Genomic DNA, 16,381 nt, shown 5'->3' with positions numbered 1-16,381 from the left:
CTATGTCCCAGTCCGTATTTGAGATGCACTCCGTGGAGCTGTTCTGCCAGCGGCCACCGGGTGCCCGTTATGTCATCTGCGACGAATGGCACTACAAGGCGTGCCTCGGCAAGGCCGCAGACCTTCAGAGGGCCAAGGCAGAGACCAGGGAATTTCTTGACATTGCCCAACTGAATGGTAGGACGTGGCAGGAGGACCGGAAGCTGGTCAAGGATCTCATTGGCTGTCACTGGCTGTTTTTTCATGGTGTACGGGACCGGAACCCTGACACCGATGGCTGGTGGGTCATTCTTGCTCTTCTCGAAGAGGTTCGCCGGGGCAACTTGCTTGCCATTAAAGGCCCGCGTAATGGCCTGTTTCCGTCACCCTACAGCAGCACGCCGTTGAGGAATCCCGTAGCGAGGACCGGCAGTCACCCGGACGGCGAACGCATTCTGTCCGTCCAGTATGATCCGGCCACTTCGCAAGCCCGGTTGGCCGCTGCGCGCGCAACCAGGGCTGGCGATGGAGGCGCATCAACGCTGCCTGGCGATGCGCAGCCGTTCGACTATCAGCCGGACATGCCTAATGTGGACGCCATGCAGGTCGCGGGTAGTGAGGGAACACCTCGCAACAATCAGGCGCAAAACAAGCAGTTTAAGGCTGTTGTAAAGGCGCTGGGGCTGAATAAAAATCAGGCTAGGCAACTCCATGACGATATCAGTAAGCACGGCCTCGGGTATCACGAAATGTTGGAGCGGGGGCAGCACATGTTTGGAGGTGGTGATGATTGATACAAGGACAGAAATTGCGGGGCGGCTTGCTGTGCTCGTCGGGATTGGATTTGAGCTGGGTTAGCCATGCGGGAGACATGGTCACTATGCAATTTGGCCCACAGCGACGGTACACACTTAGGGGAAGAAGTCGGGAGGATGGAGCGTGGGCGCTTCATGTGCAATGTGCCTGGCAGCTCGAACGAGAGGGCTTCACCGTAGCGACGAGAGAGGATCTGCGGGGCTCGGATGAAAAGGCGCACGCCACGGCCCGGCGCTTGCATGAAATACTCGTAGGGCAAGGGCCTATCAGGGTCGAGGATGCATCGGCAGACGACGCAGGCGGCATCGTCGTTTCGTTCTCGCGAGGGTATCGCCTTGTGGTGGTCCCGGACGGCGTTGAAGATGACGAGGACTGGCGCTTCTTCGCGCCGGGCAACGATGCCGCACATCTGGTAATTGAGGGGGGCGCGGTCGCCTCCGAGTCTTTCGACTGACACGCAAAGGCCGACTCTCGCGAGTCGGCTTTTTTGTGCGGGCCTGTAAGCCACAGCGTGAGTGCTATGGGCCGCACCTCTGAATCAACCCTCCGCCTTTCGCTGACATGCGCCGCCCACGCTTCCGTATCAGATGAATTTATCAATCATTCACCTTTGCAACGAGGCTGCGTCACGCGTCGAATGCCATGCCCTGCGCCGGGCGCCTGCACCTGTACCTGCAATTGCACGATTCCCCATAAAAATCGGCACATTCCTACCGCAACTCAAAATAAAGCCATATAAATAATCCTTTCCGCATTTTGTGTGACCCAGCAATGCAATATCACAATTGCGCGGCGTTCATCACCCACCCAAGAAAGAACATACGTGGCTTATCAAGGAAAGTTTCTAGCGAATAACGCACCCTTGTCGCCGCTGACCATTTTCGGCGTCGGCACTTTTAACGCGTTTTCAGGTAATGGCATTTATCGCGATCGAGGTGGATGCACAGCCATTCCCGATCCCGGCCGGGAAATACTGGATCGTGGACCGCCCTACAGGCGGCGTCCGCTCCCAGCTATTGCTGCCGCGAAAGACGTGTGGAATACGGCTAATGGTCGCCCATCTCATCACAATGAATGGTTCGCGCTCTATCGCGACGATGGAAACATTGATGACTTTGCATGGGTCAACGGCATCAAGCGCGGACAGTTCAGGCCGCATCCGGTCGGCGGTAGTGGACTTTCACTCGGCTGTATTAGCCTGCCGAGCTATAGTGACTTCGAAATAATCCGCCGCGCTCTTCAGCACACCGTCACTGTCCCGGTCCGCACTTCCGGGCTTGGCGCGTATGGAACTATAGAGGTCGTCACGTATGGCAACACTTGCCCGTAGGCTCTGCAAGGTCGCCCTGTTTATCGGCCGCTTCCTCGTTTCAGCTCGCTATGTCCATACGTATCCGTGGCCTATGCCCGAACGCCAGGCGCTTGCCTGGCTTTCCATCGCGAACGGGTTTGGTCTGCACGATCCTGACGATATTTATATCCCGGCAATGGTAGTTATCGAACTGCTCGTTACAGTTCTTGCCTATATGGGAATCGTGAGACTATGGCGCAAATATCGGAGGAGAAGTAAGCGCGTAGGTTGATGACGCGACGTAGGCTACGCATATCGTGCCCGAACCTGATGTGTTCGCGCTTCCATAGTGACGCGGATGCCTGATCCAGGGAATCGGCTCGCTCGCACGCGGGCCGCTCATTTGTGTGGAACGTCCACGCCCGTAATCCAATCAGGGCGCCGGCTTTGTGCTCACAAGCTTGTGAACTCTAGTGGTGCCGGGGACCGGACTTGAACCGGCAAGCCCGAAGGCGGCGGATTTTAAGTCCGCTATGTTTACCAATTTCATCACCCCGGCAGAGGTGGCAATCGCGCGTGGTCGCGAATTCTACCATCGCCTCGCGGCAGCCCCAAAAAAGCGCCCGACACCCGCATTCATCCCCAAGTCACAAACGTTGCCGATAATCCGCTCACGAAAACGATTACAGCGGGCCGAAAACCGATGACGCCGACGATCAAGGATGTCGCCGCCCACGCGGGCTTTTCCATCGCCACGGTATCGCGCGCGATCAACGCGCCGCACACCGTGAACCCCGTCACGCTCGACAAGGTACGTCAGTCGATCGACGCGCTGAACTTCCGCCCGAGCCCGCTCGGCCGGCAATTGCGCGGCGAGCGCACGCGCCTCGTGGGTGTCGTCCTGCCGACGCTAGCGAACCCGGTGTTCGCCGAATGCCTGCAAGGCATCGACGATCTCGCGTCAGCGCAAGGCTATCGGCTGATGCTGATGACCACGCAGTACGACGTGGACCGTGAACGTCACGCAATCGAAACGCTGCGCGAGCATCGCGTCGAAGGACTGATCCTGACCGTCGCCGATGCCGACACCCATCCGCTGCTCGACGAACTCGACCGCGACGGCCTGCTATACGTGCTGATGCACAACGACACGGTGCGCCGCCCGTCGGTGTCGGTCGACAATCGCCTCGCCGCCTACGACGGCGTGCGCCGGCTCATCGCGCACGGCCATCGCCGCATTCTGATGCTGGCCGGCTCGTTCGCGGCCTCGGATCGCGCGCGTCAGCGTCATCTCGGCTACACGCAGGCGATGCAGCAGGCCGGCCTCACGGCCGCGCCCGCGCTCGAAGTCGATTTCAACGCCGACGAACTCGCGCCGTCCGTGCTCGCGCACCTGACGCACGGCGCAAACCGTCCGACCGCCCTCTTCTGCAGCAACGATCTGCTCGCGATGGTCGTGATGCGCGGCCTGCGCCGCGCGCGCCTGAGGATTCCGCAGGACATGTCGATTCTCGGCTTCGACGGCCTCGCAATGGGCGAACTGCTGTCGCCGGCGCTCGCGAGCATCTGCGCGCCGAATCGCGAAATCGGCTGTGCGGCGTGGCAGCGCTTGCTCGCACGCATCGGCGGCGCGCGCGACGAGCGCGCGTTCTGCGCAACTTCGCGCGCGTTGACGCTGCCGCACAGCTTGCGCGAAGGCGCGACGATCGCGGCGCTCGGCTCGCACGCGAATCTCGACGGAGCGTCGCCGCCCCACGTCCCGAGCGCTGCGGCCGCCACCGAAAAGCCGCTCGCATAAGAAGCCCAATGAAGGCACGCGCATACGCGCGCCCTGGCTGTTATCCCCAACCCGCGCAACCCATCCGACACAGGGAGACCCGCAGTGCCCCGCTCAACCTCACGCTTCGCATCCTCGCTCATACCGCTGTGGCAGAAACTCGCGCGCGCCGCCGCGACCGCACTGCCGGCGAGCCTGCTCGTCGCCGGCGCGGCGCTCGTCGCGCTCGCGCCGCAAGCCGCGCGCGCCGACGAAACCGCGATCTGCTACAACTGCCCGCCCGAATGGGCCGACTGGGCGAGCCAGATCAAGGCGATCCAGCAAAAGACCGGCATTCGCGTGCCGTTCGACAACAAGAACTCGGGACAATCGATCGCGCAGCTGATGGCCGAGCAGAAAAGTCCGGTCGCCGACGTCGTGTATCTCGGCGTATCGTCGGCGTTCCAGGCCAAGGACAAGGGCGTGATCCAGCCGTACAAGCCCGCGCACTGGGACGACATTCCCGCCGGCCTGAAAGACCCGCAAGGCTACTGGTTCACGATCCACTCGGGCACGCTCGGCTTCTTCGTCAACAAGGACGCGCTCGAAGGCAAGCCGGTGCCGCGCTCGTGGGCCGATCTGCTGAAGCCCGAATACAAAGGCATGATCGGTTATCTCGATCCGTCGAGCGCGTTCGTCGGCTATGCGGGCGCGGTCGCGGTGAACCAGGCGCTCGGCGGCACGCTCGACAACTTCGAGCCGGGTCTCGACTGGTTCAGAAAGCTCAAGGCGAACGCGCCGATCGTGCCGAAGCAAACCGCGTACGCGCGCGTGCTGTCCGGCGAAATTCCGATCCTGCTCGACTACGACTTCGACGCGTACCGCGCGAAGTACAAGGATCACGCGAACGTCGAGTTCGTGATTCCGAAGGAAGGCACGATCTCGGTGCCGTACGTGATGAGCCTCGTGAAAGGCGCGCCGCACGAAGCGAACGGCAAGAAGGTGCTCGATTTCGTACTGTCCGACGAAGGCCAGAAGCTGTGGGCGCAGGCGTATCTGCGGCCGGTGCGCGCGAGCGCGATGAGCGCCGAGACGGCTGCGCAGTTCCTGCCCGCGAGCGAATACGCGCGCGCGAAGCCGGTCGACTTCGCGAAGATGGCCGACAAGCAGTCGAGCTTCGGCGAGCGCTATCTACAGGTGATGCATTGAACGAAGTCACGTTCCCGCTGCGCTGGCGCATCGCGTTGCTCGCGCCCGCGCTCGCGGTCTTCATCGCGTTCTGGCTGCTGCCGATGGTCGCGCTCGCGCAGCTCTCCGGCGGCGGCCATGCGTTCGCGACCTATCGCGCAATGCTGACGAATGCGCGTTACATGTCGAGCCTTGGCGCGACCGTCGTGCTGGCGGCGGGGGTCACGGCGGCCACGCTGGTGCTGTCGGTGATCGCTGGGCTGCTGCTCGCGCGTCGAGAGTTCGCCGGCAAGCGCACGCTGCTCGCGCTACTGACGTTTCCGCTCGCGTTTCCGGGTGTCGTCGTGGGCTTCATGGTCATCATGCTGGCGGGACGTCAAGGGTTGATCGGCGCGCTGTCGCTGAAACTCGCGGGTGATCGCTGGGTGTTCGCGTATTCGATGAGCGGCTTGTTTCTGGGCTATCTGTACTTCTCGATTCCGCGCGTGATCGTCACCGTGATGGCTTCGGCGACCAAGCTCGATGCATCGCTCGAAGAGGCCGCGCGCTCGCTCGGCGCATCGCCGTGGCGCATCATGCGCGACATTGTGTTGCCGGCGCTGTCGCCCGGACTGATCGCGGCGGGCGCCGTGTGCTTCGCGACCGCGATGGGCGCGTTCGGCACGGCGTTCACGCTCGCCACCGACATCGACGTGCTGCCGATGACCATCTATACCGAGTTCACGCTGAACGCGAACATGGTGACGGCCGCGGGCCTGTCGATCGTGCTGGGCATCGTCACGTGGGCGGTGCTGGCGATCGCGCGCAGCGCGAGCGGTTCGGGCGTGGCGGCGAGCGCGTGAACGGCGCGTCGCCAAAGCCGCGCGTTCGCGAACGCAACGACTACCTACCTATGAACTCAATCACCGCCCCTTCGCCGTCTTCGCAACCGGCAGCGGGACCGCGCGCGCGACGCGCGTGGCCTTCCACGCGAACATGGCTCGCCGCGGGTCAATGGTTCGTCACACTGCTGCTGTGCGCGTTCCTGATCGTGCCGGTCGTCATGTCGATCGTCGCCGGGCTGACGGTCAACTACTTCAAGGGCGTGTCGAGCGGACTCACGCTGCGCTGGCTCGTCGAAGTGTGGACCCAGTATCACGACTCGGTGTGGCTGTCGCTCGAAGTGGCCGCGGCGACGCTCGTCGTCACGCTGCTGACCGGCGTGCCCGCGGGCTATGTGCTCGCGCGCAGCAAGACGCGCTTCGCACGCATCGTCGAAGAGTTTCTGGTGCTGCCGATCGCGCTGCCCGGCCTCGCATCGGCACTCGCGCTGCTGGTGATCTACGGCGGCTTCACGGCGTTTCGGATGAGCGCGGCATTCATCGTCGTCGGGCATGTGGTGTTCACGCTGCCGTTCATGGTGCGCGCGGTCGCGGCGGTCTGCGCGAGCAGCGATCTGCGTACGCTCGAAGAAGGCGCGGCGAGCCTCGGCGCGAGCTTCTTCACGCGCTTCGTCACGATCGTGCTGCCGAACGCGCGGCCGGGCATCGTCGCGGGCGCGCTCGCGGTGCTCACGCTGTCGATCGGCGAATTCAACCTCACGTGGATGCTGCACACGCCCGACACGAAGACGCTGCCGGTCGGCCTCGCCGACACCTACGCGTCGATGCGCATCGAGATCGGCAGCGCGTACACGATCCTGTTCTTCATCATGACGATGCCGCTGCTCGTCGCAATGCAATGGCTCGGCGTCGATGCGACCGGCCAGCGCAGCGCGTCGAAGAAGCGCGGCGCCGCCTCTTCCTCGAAGCCCATCGACACGCCATGAAACTGACCTCGGTTCCCATCACGCTCACGCAGTGCGCCAAAACGTTTCGCGGCACGCGCGTGCTCGAACCGCTCGACCTGACGATCGGCGCGGGCGAAACCCTCGTGCTGCTCGGACCGTCGGGCTGCGGCAAGACGACGACGCTGCGCCTGATCGCGGGCCTCGAAACACCTGACGCGGGCGGCCGGATCGCATTCGGCGACGACGACGTGACCACGCTGCCGATCGAAAAACGCGCGGTCGGCATGGTGTTCCAGAGCTACGCGCTGTTTCCGAATCTGACCGTGCGCGGCAACATCGGCTACGGCCTGAAGATCAAGCGCGTGCCGGCCGCAGTCGCGCGACGACGCGTCGACGAACTGCTCGGCATGATGCGGCTCAACGCGCACGCCGACAAACCGATCGATCAACTGTCGGGCGGCCAGCGTCAACGTGTAGCGCTCGCGCGCGCACTCGCGGTGCAGCCGCGCGTGCTGCTGCTCGACGAACCGCTGACCGCGCTCGACGCGCGTCTGCGAGACGCATTGCGCAGCGAGATGAACGCGCTGTTGCGCGAACTCGGCATCACGACCGTCTACGTGACGCACGATCAGGCCGAAGCGATGGAGCTCGGCGATCGCATCGTCGTGATGAGCGCGGGACGCATCGAGCAGATCGGTTCGCCGCGCGACATCTACTATCGTCCGGCCAATCGCACGGTCGCGCAGTTCGTCGGCACGATCAACCGTGTCGCGGGCGAGCCGCGCGACGGCATGCTCGCGACGAGCGGCGGCGCCGTGCCGTTGCCCGCGCATGCGTCGAACGCACGCGGCGCGCACGAAATCTTCTTTCGCCCCGAGGATGCCCGGCTCACCGACCCCGCGCTCGCGCAGCTGCGCGGCCAGATCGAAAGCACCGCGTTCCTCGGCGAACGCACGCGGCTGACGATTGGCGGTGCCGCGCCCGAGCCGCTCTTCGTCGACGTCGCGGGCCGCATCGAGCTTGCGCGCGGCACGCCGGTCGGCATCTCGATCGAGCCGGACGCACTGATTGCGCTATCGTAGGTAAAAACAGCGCCGCATCCTGGCGCCCGACACGAAGCAACCCGAAGGACCTCTGTCATGCTGCTGGCTCAAATTAGCGACCTGCATATCAAGCAACCCGGCGCACTCGCGTATCGCCGCGTCGATACCGCCCCCTACCTCGCGCGCTGCGTCGACGCGCTCAACGCGCTCACCCCGCGCCCCGACGCGGTGCTGATCACCGGCGACCTCGTCGATCAGGGCGACCCGCAGCAGTACGCACACCTGAAAACACTGCTCGCGCCGCTCGCGATCCCCTACTTCCTGATGGTCGGCAATCACGACGAACGCAACGCGCTGCGCGCGGCGTTTGCCGAGCGCGAGGAATTGCTGAGCGGCGGCGAGTTCGTGCAGTACGCGCTCGACGTCGGCCCGCTGCGCGTGATCGCGCTCGATTCGCTGGTGCCCGGTTCGAGCGCCGGCATGCTGTGCGACACGCGGCTCGCGTGGCTCGAGCGGCAGCTCGATGCGGCGCGCGGCAAGCCGGTCGTGGTCGCGCTGCATCACCCGCCGTTCGCGTGCGGCATCGGGCATATGGACGAGATCCGGCTCGACCGGGCGGCGTCGCACAAGCTCGCGGCGTTGATCGCTCAGCATCCCAACGTCGAGCGCGTGCTTTGCGGGCACGTGCATCGGTCGATGTTCGTGCGCTTCGGCGGCACGATCGCGAGCGCGATTCCAGCGCCCGCGCACCAGGTGGCGCTCGATTTTCGCGAGGACGGACCGTCGGCGTTCGTGATGGAGCCGCCCGCGTATGCGCTCCATTACTACGATCCGGCGACGGGCATCGTCACGCATCATGCGTATGTCGACGCGGCCGACGGCCCGTATCCGTTCCACGACGCTGGCGCGTTGATCGACTGAACCGCCGGACACACTTCGCAACCGCCTGATACCGGCTGCGCGGGCGAGCCTCGCGCGGCCGTCAGCACGAACCCCGCCGCTCCGGTATGATCGGCACGCTTGAGGACCGCGCATGGGCCGGTCCGTCGATCCGCCCCTGTCATGTCCACTTCCGACGCTTCCACTTCCGCTTCCTCCGCCCGGTCGTTGCGCGGCGTGTTGCTGCTGCTCGCGACGATCGCCGGTGTCTCGGTCGCAAACATCTATTTCAACCAGCCGCTGCTCGATAACTTCCGCCAGTCGTTTCCGGGCAGCGCGTCATGGGTCGGCGCGGTGCCGGCCGTCACGCAGCTCGGCTACGCCGCCGGCATGCTGTTGCTCGCGCCGCTCGGCGATCGCTTCGACCGGCGTCTGTTGATCCTGCTGCAGATCGCCGGCATGTGCGTCGCGCTCGTCGTTGCGGCGTCGGCACCGACGCTCGCGGTGCTGATCGTCACGAGTCTCGCGATCGGCGTGCTCGCGACGATCGCGCAACAGGCGGTGCCGTTCGCGGCCGAACTCGCGCCGCCGTCCGAGCGCGGCCACGCGGTCGGCACCGTGATGAGCGGCCTGCTGCTCGGCATCCTGCTCGCCCGGACCGCGGCGGGCATCGTCGCCGAATACTTCGGCTGGCGCGCGGTGTTTGGCGCATCCGTCGTCGCGCTGCTCGCACTCGCTGTCGTCATCGTTTTGCGTTTGCCGAAGAGTCAGCCCACCTCGACGTTGCCGTACGGCAAGCTGCTCGTGTCGATGTGGCACCTGGTAACCGAGCATCGCGCGCTGCGCGAGGCATCGCTGACCGGTGCGGCGTTGTTCGGCGCGTTCAGCATTTTCTGGTCGGTGCTCGCGCTGCTGCTCGCGGGCGCGCCGTTTCATCTCGGGCCGCAGGCGGCAGGGCTGTTCGGTATCGTCGGCGCGGCCGGCGCGCTGGCCGCGCCGCTCGCCGGCAAGTTCGCCGACCGGCGTGGACCGCGCGCGATCATCACCGTGTCGCTCGTGCTGGTCGTGATCGCGTTCGTGATTTTCGGCGCGTCGGCGAAGAGCATCGCGGGCCTCGTGGTCGGCGTGATCATTCTCGACATCGGCGTGCAGGCCGCGCAGATTTCGAATCAGTCGCGCATCTACGCATTGAAGCCCGATGCGCGCAGCCGCGTGAATACCGTGTACATGGTCGCGTATTTCATCGGCGGGGCGCTGGGCTCGGGTGTCGGCGCGATCGTGTGGCCGGTGTTCGGGTGGGTCGGCGTGACTATCGCGGGGATCGCGTTTGCCGGGCTCGGCGCGTGGAATCATTTGCGGTTGCCGGCGCGGGCTGGGCATTGATATCAGCCGGAGGATCGTCTGTAATGAACGACACGTGGCTCGATCTCGCTCGGTTCATCCGCGAAATGCGCACTCCCGCCGGGCTGCCTCTCGACGACAAGCTGACCCGTGACATGGATCTGTATCACGATCTGGATTGGGAGCCGGCGAAAATCGTCGAGGTGATGCAGGCATGGGCTGACCGCTTCCACGTGGACCTGCGCGATTTCGACGTCGCTTACCACGTTCCATCCGCCAACATGCGCAAGCGCGACATCGTCGTGGCCGCGTTGAAGTCCCCGTTCAGTTCCAGCGCGCGAGAATTGCTCGACGGACGTTCGCTTACCCTTGGGATGACCGAAGAAGCGATGAAGCGCGGAGTGTGGAAACAGGACTAGAAACGCCAACTACGGTCGAGTCGTTACACCCCGCCACTCCTCCCCAACGCATACTCATGCAGCGCATCGAGCACGCGATCGAACTCGAACGATTTGTCGTAAAAGTGCCGCACGCCATACTGCTCGCAGCGCTCGCGGTACGCGGGCAACGCGTGATTGGTCAGCACCGCCGCGAACATCGAATCGATCAGCCCCTCGCGCTGCAGATATGCGAGCACCGGCACGCCCGAGCCCAGCTTCAGCTGCAAATCGACGATCACCGCGTCGAACGCTTCGTCGCCGAGCAGCGCGATCGCCTGATCGGCGGAATCGGCATAAGCGGCCACGCGCAGCAGGCCCGACGCATCGATCGCCTCCACGAGGCTGCGGCGGATCAGCGGCGAATCCTCGATCAGCAGCACGCGCAACGGCGCGCGGCTGGCTGACTCGGTAGCGGGGTTCGGTTCGCTGTTCATCGGGATATCTCGATCGTCCGTCATTCGATCAGGCCATTCTTGATCGCGTAATACGTGAGGTCCGCGTTGTTCGCGAGACGCATCTTCTCGAGCACCCGCGCGCGATACGTGCTCACCGTTTTGACCGACAGATGCAGCTCTTCAGCAATCTCGGTCGGCAACCGGCCGGCCGCGAGCTTGCAGAAGATCTGGAATTCGCGCTCCGACAGCGCTTCATGCGGACGCCCGGCGGCAGGCTTGTCGAGATTGTCGGCAAGCGTATCGGCGACCGCCTCCGACAGATAGCGATGCCCGCGCGCGACCGAGCGGATCGCGCGCACGATTTCTTCCGGCTCGCAGTCCTTGTTCAGATAGCCGCTCGCGCCCGCGCGCAGCAGATTGATCGCGTACTGGCTCTCGGGATAGCCCGATAGAATCAGCACGCCCTGCTCGGGACGCACCTGCTTGATCACACGCAACGTATCGATGCCGTTCTTGTCAGGCATCGCGATGTCGAGCAGCACGACGTCGAATGCCTGCTCGCGCACGAGGCCGATCGCTTCCTCGCCGGTGGCGGCCTCGGCGGCGACGCACATGTCCGGCTCGTCGGCGACGAACTGTCTGAATCCACCTCGAACGATCGCATGATCGTCAGCTATCAGCACTCGAATCATCGGTTGGGTTCCGTGCAAAGGGAGTCGCTCCGATGCGGACATGGTAATGATCCGGGGCCACGGCCGGACGCGCAATGCGAGGGCGGCTTCGCACCGCAGTTGCCGGCATTCCCGAGTTCGCCCGCGACCCGGTCCTTCGACGCCTCCCTGTCGCCTGGCGCGCTACTCGCGCCCCGCGAGCAGATCCGCCATATCGTCGGCATGTTCTTCTTCGACCGCGAGAATCTCCTCGAACAGCCGGCGCGTGGTCACGTCCTTCTCGCCGAGATACCGTACGATCTCGCGGTACGTGTCGATCGCGATGCGCTCCGCGATCAGGTTCTCGCGAATCATGTCGGTCAGATCGGTGCCTTCCTTGTATTCCGAATGCGCGCGTGCCTTGATGCCGTCCGGCGCGAAATCCGGTTCGCCGCCAAGCTGCACGATGCGCTCGGCGATGCGATCGGCGTGCTCCTGCTCCTCGGTTGCGTGCTCGGCAAATTCCCTCGCGACCGCTTCGGAATTGATGCCCTTCGCCATGAAGTAATGGCGCTTGTAGCGCAGCGTGCAGACGATCTCGGTGGCGAGCGCGTCGTTGAGCAGCTTGAGCACCGTCTCGCGATTCGCGCCATAGCTCTGCGTGACCGGACCATCCGACATATGCTTGCGCGCGTCCTCGCGGATCTTCGTGATGTCCATCACGAACGTGTCGCCAGATTGCTTCGTCATCGAACTTCTCCTTTATCCGGTATTGGGTGAATCGCGCATCAGCACGAATCGCGCCTGATGCGCCGAGGGTGGAATGACGGCGCGCTTCGAACGCGGGCGCCTCAATCGGGGATTCAAACGCCGCGCGTTCACGCGCCTTGTTGACTACCTGTTCCTACATTGCATACTTCGCTGCCTACCTCATGTTGCGTTCATCCGGCTCGCGCGGCTAGGTTCGAAACACGCCGAGCAGCAACGTGACCACGAACACGACGAGGAAGATGTAGAACAGGATCTTCGCGATTTCGGCCGCGCCGGCCGCGATGCCGGTAAAGCCGAACACGGCTGCGATGATCGCAATCACGAAGAAGACGATGGCATAGTGAAGCATGGCATTTCTCCCTTTTGTTGGCCTTCCAATCGACTACCAGCAAATCGCTCGCCTGCTGTGAGGGCGCGGCTTGCCGCCACCGCGATGGCCGCGCTAATCGATCATTTTCTTCGTCACGACGAAGCCCAGCACGAGGAACACCACGCACAGCACGACAAAGACGAAGAACAGGAACTTCGCGATCGCCGCTGCGCCGGCCGCGATGCCGGTGAAGCCGAGAAGACCGGCGATCACCGCGACGATCGCGAAGAACAGTGCCCACTTCAACATGATGGCTTCCTCCCGAAACATTGCATGAACGATCGGGTCCATGCTATCGATGCGCGGCGCCGCGCGCATTCCGACGCTCGCCGTTTTTCGTGTGAGAATCCGCTTACATTGGGTTACGACGACATTACGCGCGCGGCTTCGCGCGATGCCGGAGTCGACGCCGGTGTCGATGCCCTCTTTCTGGAGCCGAAAGTGTCGAATCTGCAGAACCCGCCGGAACAAGCTGGCGCGCGCGCCACGGCGCGGCTTGCCGAGTGGATGCGCAATCGCAGCTGGGCGATCGCGATGACGGTGGCGATCGTGATCACGGTGGGAGGCCTCGTGATTCTGGAGACCGCGCGTCAGCGCATCACCGCCGAGTATGAGACCGCGCTTGAAGCGCGCGACGTCACCGTGCGACTAAGCACACTCGCGAGCGAGCTGTCGCGCCTCACCGCGCAACAAAACCAGTTTCTTCTGACGAAGGACGACGCATCCGCCCACGCGTTCTGCGCGAGCGCCGCGCGCATCCGCGACACCACGCAGCAGTTAGACCACTTCTATCGCGGCGGCCGCGCGGACAGCGCGGAACTCGCGAGCTTCACGCAGATTCTCGCGCTGATCGACGCGCGCATCGGCGCGGGCGCCGCCGCGATGCAGCACGCCGCGCCGCATCCGCTCGATCTCGGCGCATGCGGGAGCGCGAGCGACGTCAACCCGGCGGACGCGTCGTTGATCGACAGTACGCTCGCGCTGCTGCGCGACAACGAGGAGCGCCGCGCTCAGCACGCGCTGGCCGCGAGCCGCGCCGACCAGCGGCTGTCGACGCTGTGCGCGGCGGGTCTGTCGGCGCTGAACATCGTGCTGTTCATCCTGCTGTTTCGCAATCTCGGCATCCAGATCGACCGGCAGGCGCGCGCGCAGCGTCAGTTGATCACGCAGCAGGAGGAACTCGACCAGCTCGTCAACGAGCGCACGCGGCAGCTCGAAGCGCTCGGCTGGCATCTGCAGGCGGTCAGCGAAAACGAAAAGACCCAGCTCGCGCGCGAGTTGCACGACGAGCTCGGCGCGATTCTGACCGCATGCCGGATGGACGTCGCATGGGCGCGCCGCAAGCTGAAGGACAGCGAGCCGGACATCGCCGACAAGCTGCAGCGCGCGCTCGCCAATCTCGACCAGGGCATCGCGTTGAAGCGGCGCATCATCGAGGACATGCGGCCGACCGTGCTGGCCAATTTCGGGCTCGTTACCGCGCTGCGCACGCTCGCCGACGAAGCCGCGCAGCGCAACAACTGGACGCTCGAGCTGCACCTGCCCGCCGACGATATCCAGCTCGACGAGCAGACCGAAATCGCGCTGTTTCGGGTCGCGCAGGAATCGCTGACGAACGCCGCCAAGTACGCGCGGGCCTCGAAGGTCGGAATCGCATTGCGGGTCGGCGACGGCGAGGTCGCGCTGCATATCGCGGACAACGGCGTCGGCATCATGCCAGCCGACCTGAAGCGCACACATACGCACGGCCTGCTCGGCATGCGTCAGCGCGTGGCCGCGCACGGCGGGCGCTTCGACATCCGCCGTGGCGCGCAAAACGGCACCGACATCGACGTCGTGATGCCGAGCGCGAGCACCGCGACGCCTTCGGTCGATCAGCCGCTGACCTCGCCGGCCACGCCGCCCACTTCGTCGCAAAGCCCCGTCTGACAGATGCTCGCCGCAGCGCCCCCAAGCCGTTGTAGGAGTGCGCCGACGCAAACACCGGAGCACGCCTACGACAAAATCGCGGCACGGCCGACAGCGCCGCCCCCGCCCTTTTTTTACCATGCAATCAGACCGGTTCGAAACCGGATCGAGATCTGATCGACTGGCATGGCCCCGGTCGGACGACATCAACCGATGCATTCTCGACAAGGAGAAGTTTCATGACTCGACTGATCGCTTTGCTTGTGCTCGCAGGAACTGCCATGCTTGTCACCGGCTGCAACACGATGGCGGGCGCCGGCGAAGATATTTCGAAGGGCGGCCACGCCATCACGAACGAGGCGGATAAGGCGAAATAAGCCGGCACATGGCAGCAGGATTTGCAAAGCCCGTCGCGGGATGCCGCTGCGGGCTTTTTTTTCGTGAATGATTGGGTGCTGGCTGGCACTCGACGCGACGCGTTTTCAGAACGCGATGAAACGGCACGGCGATCCGCGAGGGCGCGGAGCTGGCGGCAAGGCTTTGACAGCGGGCGCGCGGTTCGACGAGAACCGCGCCGCTATCAGGCGCTGCGCTTGTTCCGGTAATCGAACCAGAAAGACATGCCGACGCTGATCAGAATCACGACCGTCGCGATTACCGTCGAGCGGGTGACCGGCTCGCCGAGCAGCAGCGCGCCCAGCGCTACCGCGACGACCGGATTCACGTACATGCAGCTGCTCGCGATGATCGGGCTCGTGTGGCGAATCAGATAACCGTAGGCGACGTACGCCGCCATCGTCCCAATCAACATCAGATACAGGAACGCGACGAGAGGCAGAAAATGCAGCTCGAGCATCCGCTCGCCCGACGCCCACGCGACCAGCGTCGACATCGCGCCGCCGAGGCCGATCTGCAGCGAGGTCGACAGAAACAGGTCCGACGGCAGCTTCAGCTGCCCGGCCAGATGCGCGCCGCCGGCCCAGAACAGCGCGCCGCACAGAATCGCGAGACTGCCGCCCGTCGAGCCCGGCGTGCTGTCGCCGTGACTCAGAATCACGATGCCGGCGAGCCCCAGCCCGACCGCGAACCATTCGCCGCGGCCGATCTTGCGTCCGGCGACGGCCGCGATCACGGTCGCGAACAGCGGCACGGTCGCGACCATCACGGCCGCGGTGCCGGTGCCGACCGTGCGCATGCCGTAGGCGAGCATGCCGCTCGACAGACCCACCAGCATGGTGCCGACGAGGCCGGCGTTGCGGATTTCGGCGAAGCTCGGCCAGATCGGCTTGCGGCGCGCGGCGAACACGAACAGACCGATGCCGGCGAACAGGTTGCGCAAGCCCGACATCAGCAGCGGCGGGAACGAGCCGAGCGCGACATGCACGCCGAGGTACGTCGAGCCCCACACCAGATAAACGACGGCAAGCGCGAGCGCGATCCGCCCGTTGCGCGACTGCGGCAGACGCAGCGGCCAGCCGCGCGGAGAAAAAGCTGAACGTTGCAGAGACATGCTTCAGTCCGCCGTCGCCACTCGACCCGCGCGATGCGCTCGATGCCCGCGAGGCGCCGAGCCTGCGTCGATACCTTTCGGGCGGGATGGCGGGCACCGCATCGGCGATGCGGTCGGACGGGCGAGGCTGGCGGACATGTCGGTGGAACGGTAAGACGATGGGCGGCGCCGGAAGCGCCAGAAACGGCGGTGGCGGCGGCGTCGGTCAAAACGACACGATGCAACGCGGCCGGGCTGCGCGGCCGCAAGCGTGGCAAAGCCCCGGCGCGCACCGCA

20 protein-coding genes and 1 tRNA gene are annotated in these 16,381 nt (G+C 64.6%); 14 read left to right on the top strand and 7 right to left on the bottom strand.

The features are described 5' to 3' along the window. Positions 1–2: 2 nt before the first annotated feature. From OKW38_RS25350 to OKW38_RS25335, 4 genes are all read left to right on the top strand, one after another. Positions 3–773 (top strand): hypothetical protein, encoded by a 771-nt coding sequence (locus OKW38_RS25350; protein ID WP_090800898.1) that lies wholly within the window; start codon positions 3–5, stop codon positions 771–773. A 257-nt stretch (positions 774–1,030) separates the two neighbouring features. Next, on the top strand, positions 1,031–1,249 hold the full coding sequence (locus OKW38_RS25345) for a hypothetical protein (protein WP_429363568.1): 219 nt from the start codon (positions 1,031–1,033) through the stop codon (positions 1,247–1,249). A 369-nt stretch (positions 1,250–1,618) separates the two neighbouring features. Then, positions 1,619–2,125, top strand: coding sequence for a DUF2778 domain-containing protein (locus tag OKW38_RS25340; protein ID WP_167368599.1), 507 nt, complete (start codon positions 1,619–1,621; stop codon positions 2,123–2,125). Then, positions 2,106–2,378, top strand: a complete 273-nt coding sequence (locus OKW38_RS25335; protein WP_429363566.1) for a hypothetical protein — start codon at positions 2,106–2,108, stop codon at positions 2,376–2,378. The genes OKW38_RS25340 and OKW38_RS25335 overlap by 20 nt, the downstream gene beginning before the upstream one ends. Before the next feature lie 182 nt (positions 2,379–2,560). Here the strand turns inward: OKW38_RS25335 and OKW38_RS25330 are convergent. After that, positions 2,561–2,645 (bottom strand) — tRNA-Leu (locus OKW38_RS25330). Positions 2,646–2,789: 144 nt separating this feature from the next. Here OKW38_RS25330 and OKW38_RS25325 point away from each other — a divergent pair. The 8 genes from OKW38_RS25325 (at position 2,790) to OKW38_RS25290 (ending at position 10,480) form a co-directional block, all read left to right on the top strand. Continuing rightward, a complete protein-coding gene (locus tag OKW38_RS25325; protein ID WP_187610939.1) occupies positions 2,790–3,884 on the top strand; it encodes a LacI family DNA-binding transcriptional regulator in 1,095 nt (364 codons plus the stop codon). An 84-nt stretch (positions 3,885–3,968) separates the two neighbouring features. Beyond that, the gene (locus OKW38_RS25320; protein WP_090800906.1) at positions 3,969–5,051 is read left to right on the top strand and encodes an ABC transporter substrate-binding protein; all 1,083 of its coding nucleotides are present in this window, start codon (positions 3,969–3,971) and stop codon (positions 5,049–5,051) included. Then, the gene (locus OKW38_RS25315) at positions 5,048–5,872 is read left to right on the top strand and encodes an ABC transporter permease (RefSeq protein ID WP_429355803.1); all 825 of its coding nucleotides are present in this window, start codon (positions 5,048–5,050) and stop codon (positions 5,870–5,872) included. The genes OKW38_RS25320 and OKW38_RS25315 overlap by 4 nt, the downstream gene beginning before the upstream one ends. 50 nt (positions 5,873–5,922) lie before the next feature. Next, positions 5,923–6,837: an ABC transporter permease gene (locus tag OKW38_RS25310; protein WP_090805379.1), complete on the top strand. Its 915-nt coding sequence runs from the start codon at positions 5,923–5,925 to the stop codon at positions 6,835–6,837. After that, the gene (locus OKW38_RS25305) at positions 6,834–7,880 is read left to right on the top strand and encodes an ABC transporter ATP-binding protein (RefSeq protein WP_090800910.1); all 1,047 of its coding nucleotides are present in this window, start codon (positions 6,834–6,836) and stop codon (positions 7,878–7,880) included. Before OKW38_RS25310 ends, OKW38_RS25305 begins: the two co-directional genes overlap by 4 nt. A gap of 57 nt (positions 7,881–7,937) precedes the next feature. Continuing rightward, complete coding sequence (locus tag OKW38_RS25300; protein WP_429363564.1) at positions 7,938–8,762, top strand: phosphodiesterase; 825 nt, start codon at positions 7,938–7,940, stop codon at positions 8,760–8,762. 141 nt (positions 8,763–8,903) lie between these two features. Continuing rightward, a complete protein-coding gene (locus OKW38_RS25295) occupies positions 8,904–10,103 on the top strand; it encodes an MFS transporter (RefSeq protein WP_429363562.1) in 1,200 nt (399 codons plus the stop codon). Between the two features lie 23 nt (positions 10,104–10,126). Beyond that, a complete protein-coding gene (locus OKW38_RS25290; protein ID WP_429363560.1) occupies positions 10,127–10,480 on the top strand; it encodes a DUF1493 family protein in 354 nt (117 codons plus the stop codon). Between the two features lie 23 nt (positions 10,481–10,503). On the opposite strand, the gene OKW38_RS25285 is transcribed toward OKW38_RS25290, so the two are convergent. From OKW38_RS25285 to OKW38_RS25265, 5 genes are all read right to left on the bottom strand, one after another. After that, the gene (locus OKW38_RS25285) at positions 10,504–10,935 is read right to left on the bottom strand and encodes a response regulator (protein ID WP_429363558.1); all 432 of its coding nucleotides are present in this window, start codon (positions 10,933–10,935) and stop codon (positions 10,504–10,506) included. Between the two features lie 20 nt (positions 10,936–10,955). Then, the gene (locus tag OKW38_RS25280; RefSeq protein WP_429363556.1) at positions 10,956–11,588 is read right to left on the bottom strand and encodes a response regulator; all 633 of its coding nucleotides are present in this window, start codon (positions 11,586–11,588) and stop codon (positions 10,956–10,958) included. Positions 11,589–11,750: 162 nt separating this feature from the next. Continuing rightward, positions 11,751–12,296, bottom strand: coding sequence for a ferritin-like domain-containing protein (locus OKW38_RS25275; RefSeq protein WP_429363554.1), 546 nt, complete (start codon positions 12,294–12,296; stop codon positions 11,751–11,753). A gap of 208 nt (positions 12,297–12,504) precedes the next feature. Continuing rightward, positions 12,505–12,666 (bottom strand): DUF1328 domain-containing protein, encoded by a 162-nt coding sequence (locus OKW38_RS25270; RefSeq protein ID WP_006052455.1) that lies wholly within the window; start codon positions 12,664–12,666, stop codon positions 12,505–12,507. Positions 12,667–12,759: 93 nt separating this feature from the next. Beyond that, positions 12,760–12,936, bottom strand: a complete 177-nt coding sequence (locus OKW38_RS25265; RefSeq protein ID WP_090805380.1) for a DUF1328 family protein — start codon at positions 12,934–12,936, stop codon at positions 12,760–12,762. A 24-nt stretch (positions 12,937–12,960) separates the two neighbouring features. On the opposite strand from OKW38_RS25265, the gene OKW38_RS25260 reads away from it, so the two are divergent. Together OKW38_RS25260 and OKW38_RS25255 are read left to right on the top strand one after the other, a co-directional pair. After that, positions 12,961–14,616 (top strand): sensor histidine kinase, encoded by a 1,656-nt coding sequence (locus tag OKW38_RS25260; RefSeq protein ID WP_429363552.1) that lies wholly within the window; start codon positions 12,961–12,963, stop codon positions 14,614–14,616. A gap of 218 nt (positions 14,617–14,834) precedes the next feature. Beyond that, the gene (locus tag OKW38_RS25255; protein WP_018421109.1) at positions 14,835–14,972 is read left to right on the top strand and encodes an entericidin A/B family lipoprotein; all 138 of its coding nucleotides are present in this window, start codon (positions 14,835–14,837) and stop codon (positions 14,970–14,972) included. A gap of 203 nt (positions 14,973–15,175) precedes the next feature. Here OKW38_RS25255 and OKW38_RS25250 read toward each other — a convergent pair whose 3' ends face one another. Next, on the bottom strand, positions 15,176–16,105 hold the full coding sequence (locus OKW38_RS25250; protein WP_429363550.1) for an EamA family transporter: 930 nt from the start codon (positions 16,103–16,105) through the stop codon (positions 15,176–15,178). Between the last annotated feature and the right edge of the window lie 276 nt (positions 16,106–16,381).

The organism is Paraburkholderia sp. MM5496-R1 (genome assembly GCF_050436205.1).
Lineage (GTDB): Bacteria > Pseudomonadota > Gammaproteobacteria > Burkholderiales > Burkholderiaceae > Paraburkholderia > Paraburkholderia tuberum.
The sequence above is the reverse complement of the archived record's forward strand: the minus strand, read 5'-3'. Positions and strand labels throughout refer to the sequence as shown.